The following is a 908-nucleotide window of genomic DNA, read 5'->3' on the forward strand; positions in this document are numbered from 1 at the left end:
CAAACCCCTACACCGTATTTGCACCGGAGAGTAGATATAAAAAGGCGGAAGCCGATAGTATTAAGAACTTCTTTGATGCATACGCCGATAAAGACGGCTGGGTAGACCTAAGAAATAATAACGTATTTAATAAAAATAGCCTATTTAACAACTTTGCTTACGCTAAGGCTGGATTTGACGGCAACCTTAAGCTTAGTGAATTTAATCCGATCATATCAAGCAAAAAGACGAGCGACGACTTCTCGTATGAAAACTATCAAAGAGATAGCTTTATGAAATTTTATAGAGATTATGAAAAAGAATCCACCGCCCATGCAAAAGACATAGAGTGGCTATCAAAAAATCTAAAAGAGTATAACGTAGAAAATGCAGACGAATATATAAGCAGGCTAAACGGTAGCAAGTCGTCATACATGATCGCCATGGAAAATGAATTCCAAAAGGCTACAAGGCTAGAATTTAGCCCAGAAAACTTAGAGAAAGTAAAAAGAGCCTTTGAGGCTAACCCGAATAAAGCGGCCTTAATGATGAACGACAGCGATAGCGTAATAGCTATGAAGCTAAACGATAACGGATCTATAACCTTAAAATTTGATAGCGGTAGAGAAATAGAAGTAACAGAGCTATACTCAGATACTGGTAAGCTTTTAGGGGATAAAACCAGAAGGGCAAGTCTAAATTTAGAAACTAAAGCCATGAGCGACATCGAGCTTGGTTCTATAAGCTTTAATAATATAGGCATCCTAGATACCGACGGCAAATATAAGACGCTCCAGGAAATAGGAGCTAGCGCTATAAAATCCTTTTCTACTAAGCATGGAAAACAGTTTTTGATATACCTGGGGGATAATAAAACCCTAACGGCAAAAGATCTATACAATATTTCGTTTTTAAATAACGAGTTTGGC

1 pseudogene is annotated in these 908 nt (G+C 37.6%); it reads left to right on the top strand.

What is annotated here, in order from left to right:
- Positions 1-908: pseudogene (locus H740_RS11840) on the top strand (response regulator); the annotation flags it as partial.

It is taken from the genome of Campylobacter showae CC57C (genome assembly GCF_000344295.2).
In the GTDB taxonomy this organism is placed as follows: Bacteria; Campylobacterota; Campylobacteria; order Campylobacterales; family Campylobacteraceae; genus Campylobacter_A; species Campylobacter_A showae_B.